Source organism: uncultured Tissierella sp. (genome assembly GCF_902479755.1).
Classification (GTDB): domain Bacteria; phylum Bacillota; class Clostridia; order Tissierellales; family Tissierellaceae; genus Tissierella; species Tissierella carlieri.
On sequence record NZ_CABSQO010000006.1, the window covers coordinates 1 to 21,131 of the forward strand.

Sequence of the window (21,131 nt, forward strand, 5' to 3'; positions counted from 1 at the left end):
CTGAAAGGTCGCCGTTGCTATGCTATTTATACATGATATTATTAATCGCTTACGAATATCTTGAGAAAAGGAGGAATTTAGAAAACAATGTAGAATAATATTAGGATAGATAGTTATTAGTTGGTTGTCATTATTGATAACCTTAATCGAGGAGGTATTATGTTATGCTTAAGAACTTTTTATCTTTCGAGAAAGATTCTGCTTTTAGTCTTATGGAGAGGATCTTTTATATAGGAATATTTACTTTATTTCTTCCAGCTTTTTGGATAGGAAAATATTTTGCTGTTTTATTTCCAGCAACCCATCAGATTCCAGCAGAGACACCTGGTTGGTTTACTTTTACATCTGGGCCTAATATCATACTTGGTATTTTAATTGGCATAGGTTTCTTAATTATATCGATTTTAATCTGGAAAATCATTTGCCAAGCTCTATTGATAATTCTTCAAGCCTGTGAAACCTATATAGATAATAATGAGAAGTAATAACTAGAGAAAATATTGTGTATTACTATTGGTAATCCAGCTGAAGGAATGTACCATAGAATGGGATCTTTCTCAGGGGTTAAGTTCATAGACATGTATTTGAAATAAGCATAAAGATAATGTTGTAACTTAAAGTTTTTAGAGAGTAAGAACATTTATTTAGGAGGACGATGTAGTTGAATAATATAGATAAACATAATAGACTTCAAGAAGAGTGTTTTTCATATAGAGTATCAAAAGATAACAAAGTATTTATATTCTGGCATGAAAAACAGGTAATGATTCTGAAAGGTAAAGATAGTGAGAAGTTTTTAGCTAAAATAGAAAATGCAGATACCCTAGAGTCACAGTTAATTATGGCTAAAATTACTGGTAATTTCAAACGTGGAAATGAAAAAATAAATAAGGTGAGGAAATAAAAATGAAGCTACTGGATGATTTATGTAATCATTTATATGATATGGACGTGGAGTGGTATCTTTGTGGAGGATTTGCTATTGATGTTTTTTTAGGAAGTATAACAAGGAAGCATAAAGATATAGATATAACTGTTAGTTTTGATGATATGGAAGTATGTATTCAGTACCTAAAATCAAAGGGGTGGGAAATAGATGCACCCGTAGGTAATCAAAGATTAGTGCCAGTAGAATTTGCTCTTGAGAATTCAGAATTATATTTTGATAATATTTGGTGTTACAAAAAAAATTCTGATTTTATAAAGACTGAGAAAACCGATGGCGTATTTAGATATGTGAAGTTTATTGATAGAGAACAAACAGAGCTAGATTTTATAGAGGTTTTATTTAATAAAGTAGAAAATGGGATTTTTTATTATCAAAAAAATCACAACATTATGATTAATACAGATGGGGCTTTTATAAAAAAAGATAAAATTAGTATTCTCGCTCCAGAAGTTATATTACTTTATAAGTCAAGAAATTATGAGAATAATGATTATAAACATGACTTTGATGCAGTAATAAATAAGCTTGAAAAAGAAAGATATGATTGGTTTATAAATGCTATGAATATAGTATATCCAGAGGGGCATCCATGGATTAAGTAAGTACCTTTTGTCTGCAATTCGTGGTTAAGTTATAGAGATTTTATGTTGTTTTAATGGAGGAAAAAATTATGAATGAAAATATTGAGAATATACTCTATGATTATTCTATTGGGAAAATACTAATGATGCAACCAATAAATAAAGGAAATACTTCAGACGCAAGTTATGTCTTATCAGATAAAGGACAATGGGTTCTACGAAAGTTAAAAAATATAGAGCAAGGTGTAACTGAGTATGCTATATCAAATATTTTAGCTAATGATGATATATGTCCCAAAATAGTTACAACTAAATCTAATATTGGATATAGCCATTATTTAGGAAATTACTATAACCTACAGGAATATATACCTTCTCAGCCTATAAAAAATGATTTGGAAACATTTAAAGAATTGGGAAGAGTTTTAGGTATACTACATAGTAAGCTAAAGAATAATACAGATTTGATTGAACAAGAAGATAGATTTAGCTTGGAAGATCTATGGAAACAAACTAAGAATAAATGGAAAGATGTTCAAAAACAATTTGATTATTTCACATTTACTACAAGTAATTTTGAAGAATTAATCCATGAGATGATTACATACCAAAAAATAAAAAATACATTTATACATGGAGATTTAGGTAAATGGAATTTGATTTATGACTTGAAACAAGTATATATTATTGACTTTGGCGAAGTTAGAAAAGGAGATAATCATTTTGATATTGCTGCTATTTTAACGTCTATGATCGGCTTTGATTTAGGTGAAGAATTTGCTTACAAATGTTTACTTGCTTTCTATGAAAATTATGAAAGTTATATGGAAGATTTCCAATGGAAAAAATTACAGAAAAATATTCAGTTATGGATATTAAGAGGTATACTTGCAATGTTACTTTATTCTAGTAATAAACCAAATTTTACTGAAAGCGTAAAAAAGATGATAGATCTAGAATTAAAATTAAATAATTTGATTTGTGAAAATTTTATATAATACTATTTTGGGGCAGGGGGGTACTGCATTTTCTCTGACACTAGCCATATTAAATAGTAAACATAATGAAAGAAGTTCTTAAATATATGCTAGTTAAGGATGTGAAGAATATGACAAAAATTGATTTTTATTATTGGGGAGACCAATGTCACCATAATTATAAAATAAAAGAGTTAATGAAGAAAGACATTTTGCTAAGATGCATTTAGTAAAGAAGGATTTTATAGATAGATAGGTTAAATATAAAACGGTTAGGGGGTACAGACGTGTCTATTTATCTTGTAAGACATGGAAAAGAAGAGGAAGGATTTAGGGGAGGATGGAGTCAAAGAGGTTTAGCGGACGAAGGAAAGAAGCAAGCTCAGATACTTGCTGAATATTTACATGAAAATAAAGAGAGATTTAATTTTAATAGAATAATTAGTAGTGATTTAAATAGAGCAAAAGAAACAGCATCCTATATTGCTAAAAAGTGTGAAATGAAAGTTGAATTAGAGCAGAAATGGAGAGAACATAACAATGGAATAATGGCTGGCATGTCAAATGAAAAAGCTGAAACAGCATTTCCAGGTTTATACTTTAACACATTGGGAATGGATGAAAGATATCTAGGAGGAGAAAGTCCAAGAGAATTTTTATATAGAATAGAAAGAACGTTTTATAAGTTAGTAGATGAAGTTTCCGCCAAAAATGAAGATATATTAGTAGTTACACATGGTGGAGTGATAAATATTATATATCATTTAATAGAGGAGATTGGATGGAGCAATAAAAATAAGGTTTTCAAGTCTGAAAACACAAGTATACATAAGGTTGAATTGGATGAAGGAAAAATGAAAATAACTTTAAGTAACTACATAGATCATTTGAATTGATTTAATAGATATTTCTTTCATTACCTAGGATGATTTAAGGAGGACATAAATGGATTATATAAAACAAATTGTTAATTTCACTCCTGCCAATGAACAGGAAATTCAAGATAAAAGGATAATTCTTGATTATATAGAAAAATTTCCTCATAATATTTTGTTAAGAGAAAATGAATTTGCACATATTACAAGTTCTGGATTTATAATGAATAAATCACTGGATAAAGTACTAATGGTTCATCACAATATACGAAATACTTGGGCTTGGACTGGCGGACATGTTGATGGTGATGCAGACTTTTTACATGTTGCAATTAAAGAGGCAAAAGAAGAAACAGGGATAAACACATTAACGGATCTTATAGAAAACATTGTATCTATTGATATTCTACCTGTATTTGGACATGTGAGAAAAAATAAGTATGTTAGTGCACACTTGCACCTTTCAGTAGCATATATTCTTATTGCAAGTGAAGAAGAAACACTTATAGTAAATGAAGATGAAAACAGTGATGTTAGTTGGTTTGCTTTAGATAGATTTACTGAGGATTACTTTGATTCTAATGATGTTTATTTATATAATAAATTAATTCATAGGGCTTTGCTTATTAGAGATAAGATTATAAGCTATTAGTTTAGGAGTAATAAAAGCCATGCAAGCTTTCTTAAATTCTTGTAGCGTTGAAGGATACTTATGCAAGGTAGATTTTATAGATAAGTAGAAATTATTTATATTTTTTAAGGAGGAACTTATGATTAATATTGAAGGAAATAGAATATACTTAAGAACATTTACAAGGGAAGAATATCATCAATTTTGGAAATCGTATATCCCAGATCCAATTATGGATCCCAATCCTTATATTTATAATAAAGAAGAAGTAGATACAGGATATGATTCTATCACTCAAAAAGAATCATGGTATCCGAGAGTAGGGATTTTTTTATCAGATGAAACCCTAATAGGTGAATTATCTTTTAAAAGGATTAATCATGGGAAAAGTCAATGTGAACTTGGCATTACTCTTGTTAATGATAAATATAAGGGGTTAGGATATGGAACAGAAGCAGTTGAAGTGGCAATAGATTATGCATTTAATGTTTTAGAACTTAATTACATATATGCTGATACAATGGGTTCCAATCTTAGAATGCAAAGGATATTTGATAAGTTTGGATTTGAATTTATCAATAGAGAAGAACATCGTTATGATATGCATGATAGATGGGAAGACAAATTAAACTATATGTTAAGAAACACAAATAGATTAAAGTAAGGAATATTATCAATAAATTATATTTTAAGAGATGTAAAAGAAGTAAATATTATTTATATAATTCGCAGATAAATAAGGATTTATAGCATATAGCAAAATAATAATCTGTTGAGGAGGTACCATATGCTAGGACATTTAGGATTTTCATATATAGGTCTGATATATTTACTAATGTTATTTATTCCAAATATTATTTGGAGTAAGAATCAGCCAATAGATTATGACAATACCCAAGAGAATAAAATATTATTATTGCTTGAACGTGTTGGACAAGTATGTTGTACCTGTAGCGTATTGATTTTTAGTGATTTTAATATTGTTTCGTTTTCATCATGGAGTTTATGGTTAATATCATCATTTTTACTGATGATTTTTTATGAGATTTGTTGGATTAGATATTTTATGAATGAACATACAGAAGAAAATTTTTATCGTAGTTTTTGTAGGATTCCCGTACCTCTTGCGAGTTTGCCTGTTATGGCCTTTTTACTATTAGGTATTTATGGTAAAGTTATTTGGTTGATTGCATCTGCCATCATAATTGGTATAGGACATATAGGAATACACATTCAACATGTAAAAGCGATAAAATAAGCTTAATAAATTCTAATTTATATGATTGAACAAAATGAACATAGTATGTTATTGAGTCAATACATATTCTTTTCATTTTGTATAATAAAGATATTTGTATTTTAGGAGGATAAATAAATGATACATTTAGAAGAAGTTACGCCAGATAACTGGAGAATGGTAAATGAGTTAAGGGTTAGCAAAGAGCAAGAGAGTTTTGTTTCTCCTAATGTGGGAATCCTTGCAAGGGCATATGCATATAGAGATGAAGTCAGTGAGGCGTTAATTATCTGTAATGATGATGAAATGGTTGGTCTACTACTTTATAGAGAATGGCAATCTAACTGTTATATTCTAGATCAATTTATGATTGATGAAGGATTTCAAGGGATGGGTTATGCTAGGGCCGCATTAGAGCTTATTCTTAATAGAATGAAGGAGAAGGGTAAATATAATCGTGTTAAGCTTTGCTATTGTAAGGGAAATGAGGCTGCTGTAAATCTATTTACCAGTATTGGATTTTATCATACGTATGAAGAAGAAGAGGATGATGATGAAATTATCATGGCACTTGACTTTTAAGTGAAGAAAAGGATTATACTTAGTAAACTACGTGTAGTATAGTCTATATTTTAAGATATTATATCCTTTCACAGAGAGCAAAGTTTGGTTAAAGATATGCCTTATAGGAGGAGATAAATATGGCCAATCAAGTATATGCTATTTGGATATTAGATGAAACTACTAATCAAAAATTAGATGAGCTAAGAAAGGCATTAGAACTATTTGACATTGAATATAATCCTATCTATGGACATATTACATTTGCAAGTTTTATAAATATTGATATAGATAAAATTTTGGAGTATACCAAGAAATTTGTAGAGGGAAAAAAATCATTCTATATAAATTGCTCAGCATTGGGTTTTCTAACAACTAATTGTATTGCTTGCATACCTTCTACTTCAGGAAAATTATTAGAATATTATGAGGAATATCATAAAGAATATGATTCTTATTGCAATATGTGGACAAGTGTTGATTCAGGACTATGGCTACCTCATATATCTCTGTATTATAGTGAAATAGAAGACTTAGGTGGGATTATTGGTGAAATGTCAAAAAGATTTATTCAATTCAAAGGGAAAATTGTTCGCATGGAATTATCTGTTGTAAATGAAAAGGACTTTAATATAATATATTCTCACGATTTAGAATGATAAAGGAATATTAGTTAAGTTTCAGCTTAGTAAATCATTAGCATATATCAAAATAATTAAATTAGAGATTTACGAGACATGATAAGGGGGAAGTAGGATGGAAATATTAGTGGTAAGACATGGACAGTCTGTTGCTGATTTAGAAGATAGACATGAAGGGCGAGCAGATTTTGAACTTACAGAATTAGGATGTAGACAAGCTAAATGTGCTGGGAAATGGATAAAAGATCATTATGAAATTGATATTATTTTAAGCAGTCCACTAAAGAGAGCAGCAAAAACGGCTGAGTTTATAAGTGAAGAAACTGGTATAGACATAATCTTTGATGATGAGTTAATGGAGTGGAATAATGGTTTATTAGCAGGTTTATACCGTTCAGAAGCAAATGAGAAATTTCCTATGCCAAAAGGTGGAAGAAAGCCTCATGATGAATTTGCACAATCAGAGTCATATATTAATTTTAGAGCTAGGGCAGAGATGTTTTGGTCAAAGTTTATACATAAATATGAGAAAGAAGAAAATAAAACTAGGATATGTATAGTGTCACATGGTGGAATGATAAATATGCTTTTTAGAAGTTTTATGATGCTACCAGTTAATACCGATTCATATATAAGCACTGGTGATACGGGGATACATTTATGGAAGGTAAGTGGTAACGAAAGAAGGATTATATTTTTAAATAAGCAGGAACATTTATTAAAGCTAAATGAGTAAATTCATTAAAGTGATTAAAGATAAAAAAGAGCTAAAGAGGTGAAATTTATGTATCATCAAGATTGGATAATGAGGCAGATTACAAGCTTTATACATATGATAGGGAAGGTATTATTTAAGAAGGATAGTGTGGAACTAAATATCCACAGTGAAAGTAATTCTGAAAAAGTTCATCTATTATACGAAAGGTTAATAAACCTGATAAATAATCTAAAAGTCAATGAAGCAGAAGATCTATTGTTTGAAAATATAGAAACCGATGATTTAATATACATAAAAATAGCTATGGATTTTTATGATAAAGTAAATAAATTGAGCGATGAAGAATTAGAAGAAGCAGATTTTAGTCGTGAAGAAATAAAATTAGGCCTTGAAGATATATTGAGGTTATATAGTATTAAATTTGAAGGTTTAGGGATTAGCTGGAAGGAATATTGATGGGATATATGCTAACGAGTGCAGGGGTTTGGACTTGAGATAAGGTAAATGAATAGAAAAGAATATTATAGAGAACTTAGGTGATTTTAAATGGAGAAATTACTAGATAAAATAATAGAAAAGCATACTTTACAAAAAAACTTAATCATAGGAATTGATGGCTTAGGGGGAGCCGGTAAGACCACAATAGTTAACTCATTAAAGTTACAATTGAACAATAGAGATTATAATACAGCTATACTACATATTGATGATTTCATACATCCAAAAAATATTAGATATAATGAATCTAAAGAAGAATGGTATTGCTATTATAATATACAATGGAGATACGATTATTTGATTAAAGAGATTTTGATGCCAGTAAAGGAAGGAATTGAAGTTGGCAAGGAAATTGAAATATATGATAAAGATAATGATATATATACTTTGGAACAAATAAAAATATCTCAAGGTTCAATTACATTATTGGAAGGCATATTTTTACAAAGGAAAGAGATAAGAGAATACTTTGATTACGTGATTTATCTAGATGTGCCAAAAGAGGTACGATTAAATCGTGTAATGAATAGAGACAAGTATATAGGAAATTTGGAAGAAATAAAATTAAAATATGAAAGACGATATTTTCCAGCAGAAGATAAATATATTGAAGAATATAACCCTATCCAAAATGCTGACTATGTATTAAATTATGTTAGAAAGGAAGAGGAGAATATCTATATGTTATGAGTCAATAAAATAGAACTATTAGACTACCATATTTGTTGAATAGACAAGAAGTAACTATATATTAGGAGGGAATTGTATGATTGAAATACCAGAAGCTATCACCTTATCATGTCAAATAAATGAAACTTTAAGAGGCAAAAAGATTAATGATGTTATTACTAATCAATCACCCCATAAGTTTGCTTGGTATTATGGTGATCCTAGTGAGTATAATTCAAAATTAAATGGTAAAATAATAGAGAAAGCTTGTGCATATGCTGGTTTGGTTGAAATCAGCCTAGGTGACATTATATTATTATTAGGTGATGGAGTAAATTTGCGATACTTTGATAAAGGTCAGAAATTACCACCAAAGCATCAATTGTTAATACAGTTTGACGATGGTTCTTCACTTGTTGCATCTATTCAAATGTACGGTGGAATATGGTGTTTTAAAGATGGAGAATTCGATAATGTATATTATGAATTAGCTAAAGAGAAGCCATCTCCTTTATCTAGAGAATTTGATTTTAAGTATTATGAAAAAATTATATCGGATGAAAATTTACAGAAGAAAAGTGTAAAATTTCTTTTAGCTACAGAACAACGTATACCTGGTCTTGGAAATGGAGTATTACAAGATATATTATTCAATGCCAAACTTCATCCTAAAAGAAAGATATCAACACTTTCAAATGAAGAGATAGAGAGATTATATCACTCTATTAAATCTACTTTGAATGAGATGGTGACAAAAGGTGGACGAGATACAGAAAAGGATTTATTTGGATGTTCTGGAGGTTATGCTACAAAATTAAGCAAGAATACCGTGAAAGAGCCATGTAAGATTTGTGGCAAGAATATCATTAAGGAAGCTTATCTGGGAGGAAGTATTTATTATTGTGAAGGATGCCAGTTACAATAAATAAACTTTTATATTAATTATTGTGGTATATAGTGAAATAATTGGATTTTGAAAGCAATGGATTGAATGGAAATAAATGATGAAATGAGGAGATTTATATATGGAAAACAATCTAAAGCAAATATTAAAAGAAATAAAAGAAGATAATTATAGAGTTCCGGCAGAGGTAAATGTTAATGAGCTTGTTACGAAAATGATCTATGATATAGGTAGTACAGATCCAGAGTTACGAGATAAGTTAATATATTCAGTAATGTATCATTGGATTACGAATAATGAGATTGCAACTGATAAATTAAAGGAATTGCTAGCAATTAGTATGGATGATAATCATCTATTCTTTAAAATTGGGGAGACAAATACTGATTCAGTATTTACTCGTTCCTTTTCTATTTTATTGATACCGCTGATACTTATTAATAATAGACAATTTAAATTTCTTTCAGAAAAGGATATTAAAGAAGTCTATATAAAAGTAGTAGATTATTTTATAAAGGAGAAAGATTTAAGGGGATATGTAAAAGATCAGGGATGGGCACATTCAGTTGCACATGCTGCAGATGCACTAGATGATTTAGCTATTTGCTCGGAAATAGAACGTGAAGAGTTATTATATATGCTAGATATAATTAAAAATAAAATCTGTATTAATAATTATGTATATATTAATGAAGAAGATGAAAGATTAGTAACTGCAATAATAAGTATATTCAATAGAAAAATAATAACCGATGGAGAATTTTGTGAATGGATAAAGAGTTTTAATGTATTACAAAGGACAGGAATATATCCAGAAGATGATAATCTATTAATTAATGTAAAAAATTTATTAAGAAGTTTATATTTTAGATTAATCAGATTAGATAATACTGAAATTCTAACTGAGCAAATAAAAGATACCTTAACAAAAATAAGTAGCTTTAATTAGAAATCATTGTTGCCTAAGTTTGTTGTGATAGTTGTCATATTATTATTTGTCGAGGTATCAATGATAGTCTAGAATTTAAAATTGTATTTTATTTAAAATGATAAAAGGAGTTATTAAAGTATGTATTTAGTGAGCTCATGTTTAGTAGGAATTAATTGTAGATATAATGGAGGCAATAGTGAACATAAAGCCATAGTGGGATTGGTTAATCAAGGAAAGGCAATACCTGTGTGTCCAGAGCAACTAGCTGGATTATCTACCCCAAGGTCAAGCTGTGAGATTGTCACATATGAGAATGGAGATATAAAAGTAATTAGTGAGGATGGACAAGATTTTACTAAACAATTCATTGAAGGTGCGAAAAAGACTCTAGCAATTGCCAAAGCCATAGGCATCAAAAAAGCAATATTAAAGTCGAAAAGTCCTTCCTGTGGTTGTGGACTTATATATGATGGAACATTTTCAGGTAATTTGATAGAAGGAAATGGCTTAGTTGCAGAACTATTAATTAAAAATAATGTTGAAGTATATACAGAAAATAATTTAGATATGTCAGTGGTATAATCGTGACATTGGATCTAGAAATTGAACCGTTTTAGAAGAAAAAATTGTGTTGTCGCATTTTACAATAATATATGACCACAAGAGCTATGTTGCATTGCAGAGTATAGGGTTAGAGATACCCAGCCCCATATTTTAATAAGGACAGGCATATAAACTTAGGAGGATAAAGTTATGGAACTGTTTTCTAAGCCTGGTGTAGGCGGAATAATTGAGAAAAATATATCTGGAATAGATTACATATTAATTCAAGATAGGTATAAAGACGATGCCAAATCAGAATCAGGATTGATTGAAATACCTGCAGGTAAGATTAGAGAATTTGAAAACATCTTCGATTGTTTAAGAAGGGAAATTTGGGAAGAAACAGGGCTGGAAGTTACATATATTGAAGGCGAAAATGAAGCTCTAATTTTTCAAGAAAATGATTATAAAGTTTTAAATTATATTCCTTTTTCATGTAGTCAAAATATCCAGGGTACATATCCCATAATGGTACAAACATTCATCTGTAAGGCCAATGGAGAATTATTGAGAAATACAAATGAAGCAAAAAATATTAGATGGATATCATTGAATGAGTTGCAAGAACTATTAGAAGGTAATGAAAAAGCCTTTTATCCCATGCATGTTGTAACATTAAAGAAATACTTAAAATATAAAATAAAATCTAGATAGAGTATGAGATTATGATAATTATATATCTATAACCAATCTTAAAGGGTATCATAGCATTACTTTCAGATTTTTTGGAAAAATATTAGAGCAAGGTGAGAAGATGGAACTTAAGAAAATATTAGATATTATAGTTCAAAGGTATAAAAATATATTAGATAAAAATCTTGTGGGAATATATTTACATGGTTCATTGGCGATGGGATGCTATACAAATGAAAGTGATATAGATTTTCTTGTTGTAGTAAGAGAAGCTATAGATGTTGCAACGAAGAAAGATATTATTGAATCAATAATACATTTAGACAATTTACCTAAAAAAGGAATAGAGATGAGTATTGTTTTAGAAAAGTATGCGAAAGAATTTATATATCCCACACCATTTGAATTGCATTATTCAGATTCTCATAGAGAGAAGTATCTATCTGATAATAATTATATTTGTGGAAATTCCACGGACGACGATTTAGCTGCTCATTTCACAATAGTTATAAATAGAGGTATTTGTTTATATGGTAAAAAGATTGAGGAAGTATTTGCAGATGTACCAAGAAAATATTATATAGATTCAATTGTTAATGATATAGAAAATGCTGAGGAAAATATAGTGGAAAATACGGTTTACATTACTTTAAATTTATGTAGGGTATTATATTATATGAAGGAAAATGTAGTTTGTTCAAAGCTAGAGGCTGGAAACTGGGCTAAGAAAGTGATGCCGCAAAAATATAGAAGAATTGTGGAAGATGCTGTTAATGTATATACTAATAAATTAAGTCAGATGAAATATAGCAAGGATATACTAAAAGATTATGCTAATTATATGTCAAAAGAAATAAAGGTATATAAATAGAAATAGTGCTTGTTGTGGAATGAAGTTTAAAGGGAGTGTAGAGAATGTACTATATTCGTTCTGCAAAACATCTGAAGCGATTGAGATACAAATTTGAGGATGATTAACTTGAGTTACAAGCTATGTGACTCTTGTTTAGTATTATTTGGATAACTTTTTTATTTGATACTATGTTGTCGAAATAAAAAGATATAATAAAGAACTATAGGGAGAATATGAAATGGATATAAAATCTTGGAATAAAGATATAAAACAATTGAGGGAGATAATTCTTAAACGAGATAATATTGAAGAAAGTATAAAGTTATGTTTGGAATTACATTCAATGGTTCATTCATCTAATATGTCAGGAATAGATAAGAAAACATTTGAAGATGAATTATGGGAAGGATTAGATGAAAATACATTTAGAACTTCCACAAATGAAAAAGGGCGAACTATAGCATATGGCATATGGCATTCTTCAAGAATAGAAGATATAACAATGAATATATTAGTTGCTGGAAGTGAACAAGTTTTTAATGTGGAAGATTGGAAAGAAAAAATAAATTCCAAAATAATTGATACAGGAAATGCAATGACAGGAGAAGATATAATGGAATTCAGTAAACATATTAATATGGAGGAATTAAAAAATTATAGAGTAGCTGTAGGAAGAAGAACAATAGAAATTATAAAAAGTCTTAAACCAGCTGATATGAAAAGAAAAATTGAAAAAGATAGATTGAATCGTGTTTTGGAAGAAGGTGCAGTTTTGGATGTTGAAGGAGCAAATTGGTTAATAGATTTCTGGGGAAGAAAAAATGTAGCAGGGATAATATTGATGCCAGCTACAAGACATCATGTAGTTCATATAAATGAGTCATTAAGTGCAAAAAAGAAAAATAGACCAAGAGAAAAGTAAGAGTCTAGATATGAGGCATGTTATGTTTATATGAGTGGCTAATTAATGTCTTGATGGTATCAATATTATTTGAAGTTTTTTTAAAAGTAAAGATGAAATCTGAAAACTTTACAATTGGTAGAGTTTGTAATAATAAATACAAAGGTTAAGGTATAATAGGAGTGAATAAAACTATGGAAATTAAAGAGGTAAAGATTGAAATCTATATTCCAGAAGAATATATCATAGACCTAAGAGATGAGCTGAATAGAGCAAATGCCTGTAGAGTAGGAGATTATGATAATTGTATGTCTGTAACTAATGTTAAGGGATATTGGAGACCCTTAGAAGGAGCTAATCCTTATAATGGTCAGGTTGGAGAGATCTGTGAAGGTGAGGAGTGCAAGATTGAAGTAAGGTGTAAAATGGAATATGTTAAAAATGCAATTGAAGCTATTAAGAAAATTCATCCATATGAAGAGCCATTATTCAATATAATCCCAATCATAAATGATTTATTTGAATTATAAAAGTGAATTTTTTATAGAAATAGGGCACATGGAAATCAAAAGAAAGTTCACATTAAAAAAGCATGTAATCAAAAGAAAGATTACATGCTTTTTTAAAAATAATATTTTCCAAAATATTAATGAGAAAAAGAAGGGATTTAATAAATTTTATAGAATAAATAGTTATGTATAAGTTTTATTATAAAATTAAGAAATCTTAAATAGCATATATATGATATTTAAGATTCTCTTAGTTTTTAATGAGATTAACTTTTTTTGTTAGAAAAATATAGAGTAAAAAAGAAGATAAAGGAGTTAATAGAGATGAAGCTTATGTTAAAAAAGAGTTTGGTAAAGACCATAGAAGTCTTTCCAAACTGGGAGGTTCAAGAATTAATCTTAGAAGATTCAGAGTTAATTGAAACTTTAAGACAATATTTACCAAATATTATGGAGGGAATTTTAGATCCAGATATTGCAGGTAAAAAACCAGATGGATTTTTGAATGCTCTACAGAGTGGTAGATTAGGTGATTTTTCACAGAGATATATCCTTACAGCGTATGATAATAATAAAGTTATTGGCTTATTAGTAGGTTTACCGGAGGGAAATGAGAATTTACATATTTATTCAATGGGAGTTCTAAGAGACTATCGTAATATGGGGGTTGGATCTACTTTATTAGCAAAGTGTATAAATGATATGATCAAAAGAAATATAAATGAGGTTGTATTGGATGTTCATAGCGATAATATACCTGCTTATAATTTATATAAAAAACTTGGCTTTTTATAAGAAACTTTTTGTAAAGCCTTTATAGAAAGGAAGAGAGAAATGATAAAAATTAGATATGCAGAAGCTAAAGATATTGAAGACATGATAGATGTAAACTTAAAAACATGGAGGACTACCTATGCCAGCATTATAGATGAAGATTATTTATTGGAAAGGGAAAAGGAAAAGGAAAGAGAAAATAGAGTAAAAAGAGACAAAGATAATTTTGGTAGACTTGAGGTAGAAGGCAGAAAAGTCTATAAATGTGTAGCAATAGATAATGAAAAAGTTATAGGCACAGCAACTTATGGCAAGTGTAGACAAGAAGATAGATATGGTTTAACAAATGCTGGTGAAATCTATGCTATTTATATATTAAAGGAATATCAACAAAGGGGTATAGGTAAGAAATTAATAAATTTTGCAGTAAATGATTTGATTAATGAAAATTATGATAAGGTTGTAATATGGGCGTTAAAAGATAATCCTAATGTGAAATTTTATAAAAAAATAGGTGGAAATAGTAAATTAACAAGAAATATACAAATTGGTAAGCAAACACTAGAAGAAATAGGGTTTGTTTATGATGATATAGATGAACTCTTAAATAGTACCAAAGATATGTCTATGATGCTATAAATATGCTAGCTAAAAACAAGTCAAGAATAACAGACAAAAATAAGCAACTAATACATTCAGATTTGGGTGCCGACAACTTTATTTTTAAAGATGATATTAATATTGAAAAAGATGCTTTCTACTTATTACTATTAAATGCAGCATTATATAGAATAGTAGGACCTTTGATAGATAAATTAAATAGAAATATTAAAGACTACAAAGGATTAAAAAAGCGATTTTTTATTTTAAAAGAAGTGTTAAATTTGAATCAATAGCTTGTTAAACTAGATTTATAAGTTTTGTGAGTGTTGTAGGCAATAAGAATTACAAGATATTACATTAAGACGAAATACTATTAAAAAAATTAGGTTGTTATTTTAAATAAGACTTATATGGAAGGATAAGAAGATGAGAACATTTTATAACAATATATTTACCTCAAGCATTAGTTATGTTCTTGTATTTATAGATTAATGATTATTAAGTAAATTATTTATAAAAAAAACATATGCTTTGAGCTGAAAGGGGTTTTAGAGTGGAAGTAATCGAAATGATTTATAAGAGAAGAAGTATAAGACACTATTTAGACAAGAAAGTTGAAAAAGATATGATTATAAATTTGTTGAAAGCTGCTACAGCAGCACCTACAGCGGCAAATTGTCAACCATGGGAGTTTATAGTTGTTGATGATGATGAAAAACTTTCTGAATTAAGAGATAAATTGATTTTTGCTAGATACAATGCACCTGTTGCTATTGTTGTATGTGGGAATATGAAATTAGCTTTTAAAGGTCCATCTCAAGAAATGTGGGTGCAAGATTGCAGTGCTGCAATAGAAAATATTTTAATCGCAGCGACTAGTATGGGACTTGGATCAGTCTGGATAGGAATATATCCTTTGGAAAGCAATATAAGGCCATTAAAGAAGATACTTAATATACCAGGGTATGTTACTCCTTTAGGTATTGTTTATGTTGGATATCCTGCAGAAGAAAAAGAGGCAAGAACACGATTTAATGAAAAAAGAGTATATTGGCAGGAATATGAACCTAACCGCAAGCATAGAACGAAGGATAAGTCGGTTATAGGACATTACTAGAGTACTACCTTTAAGCAAGTTAAACTAATAAACTTCACTAGAAGATTAGTTGACTTTTCAAGGATTATAGATTTATGTTTAACCCAAATATTAAATATGACATACTGTCGTCATATTAAGAATGGCATTATAGATATAAAAGGATTATGGGGTGATATAGATGGCAATTTTTAAATTTTATCAAATATTTCGCAGTATAAAGGAAGAATTGGGATATGATATGGCAATTAAGATATTTCCTGAATACTTGACACTTCCAGATAAAATGCCTGCACAGGAACAAGCAAAATTAGGGAAAATAGTCATGGATAGAATGGACGAGCTACTTGATAGAGATACAATTATTAAAATAAGACAAAAATATACGTGTAATTTAACTAAAAAACAGGCTCAAGAAATCAATGAGTTGAGAGAGAGAAGCCAAAGTCTTGATGAATTTTGCGTAGAGTACTCAAAACTACTTTCTCCAGGATATGTAAAAAAAGACGAAGATCTGCTTATTGTTTCTTTTGGATGGAATAAATGCGTATGTGGAATGTTTAGAAAATTAGATAGTTATGAACCTATGTCAAAAACATGGTGTGAATGTTGTAATGGTCATGTAATAAAAACATTTAATTTTATTTGTGGCAAAGCGGTTGAGTCAGAAATTCAAGAAACTGTGGCATGTGGTGGACAAGATTGCATTTTCAAAGTAAGGATTTAGAATGTTAATAAATAATGTAATTAGTAGATTTGTGATGGTGAATGGCTCTGGATTAATGTATATGATATGAATTTAACTGAAGATATAAAGAGATTAATTTTAATTAAAAACAAGCCAAAAAGAAAGGTGTAAGATTATCTATGGAAGAAATAACAATGTGTGGATATAAGTGTGATTTATGTAAGGCTTTTGCCACTAATATAATAAATAAAGATGAAAGAGAAATCTTAAGTAATATGTGGAAAAAATATTATGATCTTGATATACCACCAGAAGAAATATACTGTGATGGATGTAGATGTAATAAAGAAAATGCCAAGCGTATAGATGATGATTGTCCTGTTCGTAAATGTGTAATAGATAAGAAAGTTGATAATTGTGGAGAATGCATTGATTTTCCGTGTACAGTTTTTAATGAGAGAAGAGGACTGTCTTTTCAAGAGGCCAAAGAAAAGCTAGGAAGTAATTTTTGTGCTGATGAATATAATAGTAATTTATTAGCTTATGACAATTTCACTAGGCTAAAGGAATACATAAAGAAAAATTAGGACTTTATAGCCTGTGGGTTTTGAAGGTGTAGATTCCTAGATGTAAATGTTTCAAATTTTTAGAATTAACTTTTCTGGTATGGAGGGATAAGTTTTGTCAAATGATACTCTAATTATAAGCAAGGGCTCACTTCATAAGGGACAATTAAAAGGAAAGGTTGCACTTATTACTGGTGCAGGCGGTGGAATAGGATTTGAGGCCGCCCGTTCTCTAATTTGGCTTGGTGTGAAGGTTATTATTGGTGATATAGATAAAAACAAAGGTAGATTGGCAGAGAAAAAACTAAAATCGGAGTTTGGATCAAATTGTTGTCTTTTTATTCATACAGATATAGGTTGTGAAAGAAAAGTAAAAAAACTATCACAAAAAATATATGCAGAATTTGGAAAGTTAGATATTCTCATAAATAACGCAACAGTCGCTCCCATAGGTGCAGTGCATAAGATCGGGATTAAAAACTGGGATTTAAGCTATAGAACAAATCTGAGGGGGCCAGTACTTCTTATTGAATATTTTTTGCCTAAGATGCTAGAACAAAAGTCAGGAGTTCTAGCTTTCGTTCCTTCTTCAGGTGCCGCGCCTTATATGGGTGCATATGAGGTCTTTAAAACATCACAAGTAGAGTTATCAAATACTTTAACTGGAGAGCTAGATGGTACAGGAATTATTACATACTCCATAGGGCCTGGTATGGTTAAAACAGATACCGCGCATAAAGCTATAACTGAAATAGCCCCATTGTATGGTAAAACTGTAGATGAGTTTTATGAAATGAATGAATACGTATTGCTAAGTGTGGAAGAAGCTGGAGCAGGTTTTGCTGCATCTGTAGCAAATGCTAACATTTATAATGGGTTGGAGATAAGCTCAATTCAAGCTCTAATGGATATTGGAGTGTCAATTAATGAGCCGAAAGAAAATAATAGAATCATACTTTCTGATGATGAAAAAGGTAAAGTATTAGAAATTATGACTGAGATTTTACAGACTTTTTTAGAACAAGTTGACGGTTGGCAAAATAGACCTGTATTTGAGCGTCAATGGGTACTTCGAGATTTTAAAAAGTATACAGGTGCAGCTCCGGAGTATTTTTCTGATAGATTAAGTGAATTCAAGAAAGGAATTACTAACAATGATTTGACTAAAGTAGATTTTAAAGAATTACCAGTTGAAAAGCTAAGAATATATTATGAACATCAAATAGACTTGTTGAAAGGATATGAAAAGAATCCAGATAGAGTAAAAGAATACTATGATATTATATCAAGCTGGATTAATACCATTGAAAAATTTAATGAGTTTAGGAGGAAAATATAGTATGCAGAAATTATCAAAGGAAACTTTTAATGAAATTTAATGGGTTATGGATATAATACTGGTATTACAATACCAGTATTATTTTTAACCTTTACCTATTGGAATTAATTTTAATTTATTTTAAATATACTATATATTCTGGAAATTATAGGCAATCTATGATAAGATGGTAATAAAATTACCAAAAATCAGGGGGGATATATCATGAACAAAAAAAGTTTTCTATCAATTGCATTAATTTTAGTAATCCTATTAAGTAGTTTTCAATTGGGATTTGCAGTAGACTTAGGTAATCTAACTCAGTATGAAATGAACATTATTTTAAATACTGAGGATCATACTGTAGAGGGAGAGCAGAAAGTTATTTTTACTAATAATTATAATACAGACTTAAATAGTCTAGTGTTTCATCTTTATCCCAATTCTTATGAATCCTATGAGACATTACCAGCTATAGGTGGTATGTATCTAATGGAAGGGGAGGAAATGCCTAAGTTAACCGAGGAACAGAAGGGTAATATTAAGATAAAACAGGTTTATATTAATGATAAAGAAACTAAATATACAGATGAGAATCAAATACTAAAAATAAATATGGAAGAACCATTAAAAAAGGGTGAGAAGATAGAAGTTAAAATTGGATTCACTGTAAAAATTCCCGAGGGGCATCATCGCCTACATCATTTAGAAGGAGTTTATTCCTTGACAAATTGGTATCCGATCCTATCTGTCTATAATGACAAGGATAAGAAATGGGATGAAAATCCATTCCATACCATAGGAGAGTCCAACTATAGTGATATTTCAAATTATGATGTAGAGCTTACTGTACCTAAGAGGATGATAGCAGCGCCAACAGGAACCATAATAGAGGAGAAAGAAAATGGTGAAAATAAGACTATAGTTATAAGAGCTGAAAAGGTTAGAGATTTTGTTATTTTTATGAGTGATAAATATAAAGTAGAGACTAAGGAAGTAGATGGAATTAAAGTCAGTAACTACCATATCTTAGAGGAGGGCAAAAAAGATAGTAAGACTGCAGATATATTATTAGATGAAGTAGTTAAGACCGTAAGGTTTATGAATAAAACCATAGGGAAGTACCCTTATGATGAACTGAGGATAGCAGAAACATATTTAGGTGGGGGAGCTATGGAATACCCTCAAGCAATACAAATGGGAAGATACTGGGATATGGAAGATATTAATATAGAAGAAAGTGCTTCATTTCTAATAGAAGCAGCAGTTCATGAAACTATTCATCAATGGTGGTATGTAGCAGTTGGAAATAATGAATTTGAGGAGCCTTTTTTAGATGAATCATTAACAGTATTTACTACTGCTTACTACTTTGAAAAAGAATATGGAAAAAATCATCAAAACGGAATTGATTCTGCTATACGAAATTCAATATATCCATCAACTTTATTACCGTTAAATAGTAATGTAGACCAGTTTAAGGATTGGGGAGATTATGGAGAAGCTATATATAGGAGGGGACCTGCCTTCTTTGAATCTCTCAAACAAAAAGTAGGAGAAGAAAAATTTATAAAAATATTAAGGACTTATTATGAAAGAAATGAGTTCAAAAATGCAACCATAGAGGGATTATTAAATATAATAGAAGAAGTGGCAGGGAAAGATATAAAGATTTCTATGGAGTCTGCAGTAACACAACCCAACTATTATCCGGAGGATATTGAATTAACACAAGAGGAACGAGATGTTTATTATCTAAATCAGGAGAAGCGTTATTTGAAGGAATCAGAAAAAAGAAATGGATTGATCATAGGCAGTATAGCTCTTAGGGCCTTAGAAGGGGAAGATGTAATAATAGTAAAACCAGAATATTTAAGTGAAGAAGATCTAACTAAATTCGAGCAGTTTACCCAAATGTTAATAAAGGATGGCACAGGTAGATTTGACTTACAAATGAAGGTTAAAGAAGAAAAAGATATAACTGAAACAGATAAAAAGGGTAATTTAATTTTAATTGGATATCCAAATAAGCATAGTGTGATTAAAGAAATGAGCTCTGAATTACCTATAAAGTTAGATGGAGAAACCATTGATATAGAAGGGATATCCATTAAAAATGAAAATATTACAGGAACTTTTATAGCTGAAAATCCTAACAATCGAGAAAAATTAGTACAGGTAATATTCTTGTATGAGAATACTGCTGTAGAAAAAAATAATATAAATAATGGGATAGAAGTAAGAGAAGGTTATATTATATACGATATTTCAATTTATAAATATAATCCAATGTACAGCCATGATAAGCAGTTTATAATAGATACAAAAGATATAGAGATCCAAGGAAAATATAAATCAAGTAAATAATTTCTATAATACAAATTTATTAATAGAGGCAAGTTTACCTTGCCTCTA

General features: G+C 29.5%; 28 protein-coding genes. All 28 read left to right on the plus strand.

The genetic code is table 11. The features are described 5' to 3' along the window. Nucleotides 1-164: 164 nt before the first annotated feature. Nucleotides 165-485 carry a hypothetical protein gene (locus tag RDK80_RS04610; protein ID WP_094899022.1) on the plus strand — a complete coding sequence of 107 codons (321 nt, stop codon included), beginning with the start codon at nucleotides 165-167 and terminating at the stop codon, nucleotides 483-485. Nucleotides 486-661: 176 nt separating this feature from the next. Continuing rightward, nucleotides 662-904 carry a hypothetical protein gene (locus RDK80_RS04615; RefSeq protein ID WP_094899024.1) on the plus strand — a complete coding sequence of 81 codons (243 nt, stop codon included), beginning with the start codon at nucleotides 662-664 and terminating at the stop codon, nucleotides 902-904. A 2-nt stretch (nucleotides 905-906) separates the two neighbouring features. Further along, on the plus strand, nucleotides 907-1,551 hold the full coding sequence (locus RDK80_RS04620) for a nucleotidyltransferase domain-containing protein (RefSeq protein ID WP_308523612.1): 645 nt from the start codon (nucleotides 907-909) through the stop codon (nucleotides 1,549-1,551). Between the two features lie 68 nt (nucleotides 1,552-1,619). Continuing rightward, on the plus strand, nucleotides 1,620-2,528 hold the full coding sequence (locus RDK80_RS04625; protein ID WP_308523613.1) for an aminoglycoside phosphotransferase family protein: 909 nt from the start codon (nucleotides 1,620-1,622) through the stop codon (nucleotides 2,526-2,528). A gap of 266 nt (nucleotides 2,529-2,794) precedes the next feature. Continuing rightward, complete coding sequence (locus tag RDK80_RS04630) at nucleotides 2,795-3,403, plus strand: histidine phosphatase family protein (RefSeq protein ID WP_308523614.1); 609 nt, start codon at nucleotides 2,795-2,797, stop codon at nucleotides 3,401-3,403. Nucleotides 3,404-3,452: 49 nt separating this feature from the next. Then, nucleotides 3,453-4,034, plus strand: a complete 582-nt coding sequence (locus tag RDK80_RS04635) for an NUDIX hydrolase (protein ID WP_308523615.1) — start codon at nucleotides 3,453-3,455, stop codon at nucleotides 4,032-4,034. A gap of 118 nt (nucleotides 4,035-4,152) precedes the next feature. Next, nucleotides 4,153-4,677, plus strand: a complete 525-nt coding sequence (locus RDK80_RS04640; protein WP_308523616.1) for a GNAT family N-acetyltransferase — start codon at nucleotides 4,153-4,155, stop codon at nucleotides 4,675-4,677. A 123-nt stretch (nucleotides 4,678-4,800) separates the two neighbouring features. Next, nucleotides 4,801-5,271, plus strand: a complete 471-nt coding sequence (locus tag RDK80_RS04645) for a hypothetical protein (protein ID WP_216559840.1) — start codon at nucleotides 4,801-4,803, stop codon at nucleotides 5,269-5,271. A gap of 117 nt (nucleotides 5,272-5,388) precedes the next feature. Next, a complete protein-coding gene (locus RDK80_RS04650) occupies nucleotides 5,389-5,832 on the plus strand; it encodes a GNAT family N-acetyltransferase (RefSeq protein WP_308523617.1) in 444 nt (147 codons plus the stop codon). Between the two features lie 119 nt (nucleotides 5,833-5,951). Further along, on the plus strand, nucleotides 5,952-6,470 hold the full coding sequence (locus RDK80_RS04655; protein ID WP_308523618.1) for a hypothetical protein: 519 nt from the start codon (nucleotides 5,952-5,954) through the stop codon (nucleotides 6,468-6,470). A 97-nt stretch (nucleotides 6,471-6,567) separates the two neighbouring features. After that, nucleotides 6,568-7,188: a histidine phosphatase family protein gene (locus tag RDK80_RS04660; protein WP_308523619.1), complete on the plus strand. Its 621-nt coding sequence runs from the start codon at nucleotides 6,568-6,570 to the stop codon at nucleotides 7,186-7,188. A 48-nt stretch (nucleotides 7,189-7,236) separates the two neighbouring features. Further along, complete coding sequence (locus tag RDK80_RS04665) at nucleotides 7,237-7,626, plus strand: DUF6483 family protein (RefSeq protein ID WP_308523620.1); 390 nt, start codon at nucleotides 7,237-7,239, stop codon at nucleotides 7,624-7,626. A gap of 90 nt (nucleotides 7,627-7,716) precedes the next feature. After that, the gene (locus RDK80_RS04670; RefSeq protein WP_308523621.1) at nucleotides 7,717-8,358 is read left to right on the plus strand and encodes a P-loop NTPase fold protein; all 642 of its coding nucleotides are present in this window, start codon (nucleotides 7,717-7,719) and stop codon (nucleotides 8,356-8,358) included. A gap of 76 nt (nucleotides 8,359-8,434) precedes the next feature. After that, the gene (locus tag RDK80_RS04675; protein ID WP_308523622.1) at nucleotides 8,435-9,262 is read left to right on the plus strand and encodes a hypothetical protein; all 828 of its coding nucleotides are present in this window, start codon (nucleotides 8,435-8,437) and stop codon (nucleotides 9,260-9,262) included. A 100-nt stretch (nucleotides 9,263-9,362) separates the two neighbouring features. Beyond that, nucleotides 9,363-10,190: a DUF2785 domain-containing protein gene (locus RDK80_RS04680; protein WP_308523623.1), complete on the plus strand. Its 828-nt coding sequence runs from the start codon at nucleotides 9,363-9,365 to the stop codon at nucleotides 10,188-10,190. Between the two features lie 120 nt (nucleotides 10,191-10,310). Further along, nucleotides 10,311-10,754: a DUF523 domain-containing protein gene (locus RDK80_RS04685; protein ID WP_308523624.1), complete on the plus strand. Its 444-nt coding sequence runs from the start codon at nucleotides 10,311-10,313 to the stop codon at nucleotides 10,752-10,754. 171 nt (nucleotides 10,755-10,925) lie between these two features. Then, on the plus strand, nucleotides 10,926-11,429 hold the full coding sequence (locus tag RDK80_RS04690; protein ID WP_094899051.1) for an NUDIX hydrolase: 504 nt from the start codon (nucleotides 10,926-10,928) through the stop codon (nucleotides 11,427-11,429). Between the two features lie 100 nt (nucleotides 11,430-11,529). Further along, nucleotides 11,530-12,279 (plus strand): aminoglycoside adenylyltransferase domain-containing protein, encoded by a 750-nt coding sequence (locus RDK80_RS04695; RefSeq protein ID WP_308523625.1) that lies wholly within the window; start codon nucleotides 11,530-11,532, stop codon nucleotides 12,277-12,279. 220 nt (nucleotides 12,280-12,499) lie between these two features. Beyond that, nucleotides 12,500-13,183, plus strand: a complete 684-nt coding sequence (locus tag RDK80_RS04700; protein WP_094899054.1) for a hypothetical protein — start codon at nucleotides 12,500-12,502, stop codon at nucleotides 13,181-13,183. A 173-nt stretch (nucleotides 13,184-13,356) separates the two neighbouring features. Continuing rightward, nucleotides 13,357-13,692, plus strand: a complete 336-nt coding sequence (locus RDK80_RS04705) for a YqfO family protein (protein ID WP_308523626.1) — start codon at nucleotides 13,357-13,359, stop codon at nucleotides 13,690-13,692. A 303-nt stretch (nucleotides 13,693-13,995) separates the two neighbouring features. Then, complete coding sequence (locus RDK80_RS04710) at nucleotides 13,996-14,466, plus strand: GNAT family N-acetyltransferase (protein ID WP_308523627.1); 471 nt, start codon at nucleotides 13,996-13,998, stop codon at nucleotides 14,464-14,466. A gap of 39 nt (nucleotides 14,467-14,505) precedes the next feature. Then, a complete protein-coding gene (locus RDK80_RS04715) occupies nucleotides 14,506-15,084 on the plus strand; it encodes a GNAT family N-acetyltransferase (protein ID WP_308523628.1) in 579 nt (192 codons plus the stop codon). 2 nt (nucleotides 15,085-15,086) lie between these two features. Beyond that, the gene (locus RDK80_RS04720) at nucleotides 15,087-15,341 is read left to right on the plus strand and encodes a hypothetical protein (RefSeq protein ID WP_308523629.1); all 255 of its coding nucleotides are present in this window, start codon (nucleotides 15,087-15,089) and stop codon (nucleotides 15,339-15,341) included. Between the two features lie 260 nt (nucleotides 15,342-15,601). Continuing rightward, on the plus strand, nucleotides 15,602-16,165 hold the full coding sequence (locus RDK80_RS04725) for a nitroreductase family protein (RefSeq protein WP_308523630.1): 564 nt from the start codon (nucleotides 15,602-15,604) through the stop codon (nucleotides 16,163-16,165). A gap of 160 nt (nucleotides 16,166-16,325) precedes the next feature. Beyond that, entirely contained in the window at nucleotides 16,326-16,871 is a 546-nt protein-coding gene (locus tag RDK80_RS04730) for a DUF6144 family protein (protein ID WP_308523631.1), read from the plus strand. A gap of 140 nt (nucleotides 16,872-17,011) precedes the next feature. Next, complete coding sequence (locus RDK80_RS04735) at nucleotides 17,012-17,419, plus strand: DUF3795 domain-containing protein (RefSeq protein WP_308523632.1); 408 nt, start codon at nucleotides 17,012-17,014, stop codon at nucleotides 17,417-17,419. A 94-nt stretch (nucleotides 17,420-17,513) separates the two neighbouring features. After that, the gene (locus RDK80_RS04740; protein WP_308523633.1) at nucleotides 17,514-18,737 is read left to right on the plus strand and encodes an SDR family oxidoreductase; all 1,224 of its coding nucleotides are present in this window, start codon (nucleotides 17,514-17,516) and stop codon (nucleotides 18,735-18,737) included. Nucleotides 18,738-18,941: 204 nt separating this feature from the next. Continuing rightward, nucleotides 18,942-21,083: a M1 family metallopeptidase gene (locus tag RDK80_RS04745; protein ID WP_308523634.1), complete on the plus strand. Its 2,142-nt coding sequence runs from the start codon at nucleotides 18,942-18,944 to the stop codon at nucleotides 21,081-21,083. Nucleotides 21,084-21,131 lie beyond the last annotated feature (48 nt).

What these genes read in the sequence shown, in the direction of transcription:
- RDK80_RS04610 (WP_094899022.1), top strand. Translation starts at nt 165, where the DNA reads ATGCTTAAGAACTTTTTATCTTTCGAGAAAGATTCTGCTTTTAGTCTT.
- RDK80_RS04620 (WP_308523612.1), top strand. Translation starts at nt 907, where the DNA reads ATGAAGCTACTGGATGATTTATGTAATCATTTATATGATATGGACGTG.
- RDK80_RS04625 (WP_308523613.1), top strand. Translation starts at nt 1,620, where the DNA reads ATGAATGAAAATATTGAGAATATACTCTATGATTATTCTATTGGGAAA.
- RDK80_RS04635 (WP_308523615.1), top strand. Translation starts at nt 3,453, where the DNA reads ATGGATTATATAAAACAAATTGTTAATTTCACTCCTGCCAATGAACAG.
- RDK80_RS04640 (WP_308523616.1), top strand. Translation starts at nt 4,153, where the DNA reads ATGATTAATATTGAAGGAAATAGAATATACTTAAGAACATTTACAAGG.
- RDK80_RS04645 (WP_216559840.1), top strand. Translation starts at nt 4,801, where the DNA reads ATGCTAGGACATTTAGGATTTTCATATATAGGTCTGATATATTTACTA.
- RDK80_RS04650 (WP_308523617.1), top strand. Translation starts at nt 5,389, where the DNA reads ATGATACATTTAGAAGAAGTTACGCCAGATAACTGGAGAATGGTAAAT.
- RDK80_RS04655 (WP_308523618.1), top strand. Translation starts at nt 5,952, where the DNA reads ATGGCCAATCAAGTATATGCTATTTGGATATTAGATGAAACTACTAAT.
- RDK80_RS04660 (WP_308523619.1), top strand. Translation starts at nt 6,568, where the DNA reads ATGGAAATATTAGTGGTAAGACATGGACAGTCTGTTGCTGATTTAGAA.
- RDK80_RS04665 (WP_308523620.1), top strand. Translation starts at nt 7,237, where the DNA reads ATGTATCATCAAGATTGGATAATGAGGCAGATTACAAGCTTTATACAT.
- RDK80_RS04670 (WP_308523621.1), top strand. Translation starts at nt 7,717, where the DNA reads ATGGAGAAATTACTAGATAAAATAATAGAAAAGCATACTTTACAAAAA.
- RDK80_RS04675 (WP_308523622.1), top strand. Translation starts at nt 8,435, where the DNA reads ATGATTGAAATACCAGAAGCTATCACCTTATCATGTCAAATAAATGAA.
- RDK80_RS04680 (WP_308523623.1), top strand. Translation starts at nt 9,363, where the DNA reads ATGGAAAACAATCTAAAGCAAATATTAAAAGAAATAAAAGAAGATAAT.
- RDK80_RS04685 (WP_308523624.1), top strand. Translation starts at nt 10,311, where the DNA reads ATGTATTTAGTGAGCTCATGTTTAGTAGGAATTAATTGTAGATATAAT.
- RDK80_RS04690 (WP_094899051.1), top strand. Translation starts at nt 10,926, where the DNA reads ATGGAACTGTTTTCTAAGCCTGGTGTAGGCGGAATAATTGAGAAAAAT.
- RDK80_RS04695 (WP_308523625.1), top strand. Translation starts at nt 11,530, where the DNA reads ATGGAACTTAAGAAAATATTAGATATTATAGTTCAAAGGTATAAAAAT.
- RDK80_RS04700 (WP_094899054.1), top strand. Translation starts at nt 12,500, where the DNA reads ATGGATATAAAATCTTGGAATAAAGATATAAAACAATTGAGGGAGATA.
- RDK80_RS04705 (WP_308523626.1), top strand. Translation starts at nt 13,357, where the DNA reads ATGGAAATTAAAGAGGTAAAGATTGAAATCTATATTCCAGAAGAATAT.
- RDK80_RS04710 (WP_308523627.1), top strand. Translation starts at nt 13,996, where the DNA reads ATGAAGCTTATGTTAAAAAAGAGTTTGGTAAAGACCATAGAAGTCTTT.
- RDK80_RS04715 (WP_308523628.1), top strand. Translation starts at nt 14,506, where the DNA reads ATGATAAAAATTAGATATGCAGAAGCTAAAGATATTGAAGACATGATA.
- RDK80_RS04720 (WP_308523629.1), top strand. Translation starts at nt 15,087, where the DNA reads ATGCTAGCTAAAAACAAGTCAAGAATAACAGACAAAAATAAGCAACTA.
- RDK80_RS04730 (WP_308523631.1), top strand. Translation starts at nt 16,326, where the DNA reads ATGGCAATTTTTAAATTTTATCAAATATTTCGCAGTATAAAGGAAGAA.
- RDK80_RS04735 (WP_308523632.1), top strand. Translation starts at nt 17,012, where the DNA reads ATGGAAGAAATAACAATGTGTGGATATAAGTGTGATTTATGTAAGGCT.
- RDK80_RS04745 (WP_308523634.1), top strand. Translation starts at nt 18,942, where the DNA reads ATGAACAAAAAAAGTTTTCTATCAATTGCATTAATTTTAGTAATCCTA.